General features: G+C 59.2%; 1 protein-coding gene. It reads right to left on the bottom strand.

Features of this window, described 5'->3' with window-relative positions:
- A partial coding sequence (locus tag KW846_RS29830) for a hypothetical protein (RefSeq protein ID WP_218486477.1) occupies window positions 1–255 on the bottom strand: 255 nt, incomplete at both ends.

Raw genomic sequence — 255 nt, 5'->3', positions numbered from 1 at the left:
GAAGCGCCGCACCGGCTCGATGCGCTGATTGGCAAAGTACTGAATGGGCAGCGCCGCATCGGCGATTTCGCTGATGTTGCCAACCGGGTCGTAGCCGTAACTGAGTTTCTGCAAAAATCCCTGAGCGAGGCCGTGGGTATCGAGGTTCGTCAGGCGTCCATTGGCCGGGTCATAACCGCTGGAGGTGCGCATGCCATTGCCTGCCCGCTCCTGTTCTATCTGGCCAAAGGCGTTGTACTCGATGGCATTGACCAG

This window comes from Pseudomonas sp. PDM32 (genome assembly GCF_019219225.1).
Classification (GTDB): Bacteria; Pseudomonadota; Gammaproteobacteria; order Pseudomonadales; family Pseudomonadaceae; genus Aquipseudomonas; species Aquipseudomonas laurylsulfatiphila.
This window is presented reverse-complemented; position numbering and strand designations above follow the sequence as displayed.